Origin of the sequence: Paraburkholderia sp. SIMBA_053, assembly GCF_046534895.1 — a bacterium.
Classification (GTDB): domain Bacteria; phylum Pseudomonadota; class Gammaproteobacteria; order Burkholderiales; family Burkholderiaceae; genus Paraburkholderia; species Paraburkholderia caledonica.
In genome coordinates, this window is sequence record NZ_JAWRXU010000660.1 from 1 (window position 1) to 273 (window position 273).

Here is a 273-nt window from a genome sequence, read left to right on the forward strand (position 1 = left end):
GAAGCGGTGCGTCTGTCGATGAGCGCCGATCTCGCCGTCGACTATTTCGCGCTGCGCTCGCTGGATACGCAGAAAAAGCTGCTCGACGACAGCGTGCAGGCCTATGCCCATGCATTGAATCTGCTCCAGCAGCAGTTGAAGAACGGCGCGATCGACGCCTCTGCGGTCGCTCAGGCCACTACGCAGCTCGAAGCCACACGGACTCAGGACACCGACATCGACGTCACCCGTGCGCAGATGCAGCACGCGATCGCGACCCTGATCGGCGAACCT

The 273-nt window shown here is 62.3% G+C and carries 1 pseudogene; it reads left to right on the forward strand.

The annotated features are described in order from the left end of the window. A pseudogene (locus tag SB753_RS37230) lies at window positions 1-273 on the forward strand (RND transporter); the annotation flags it as partial.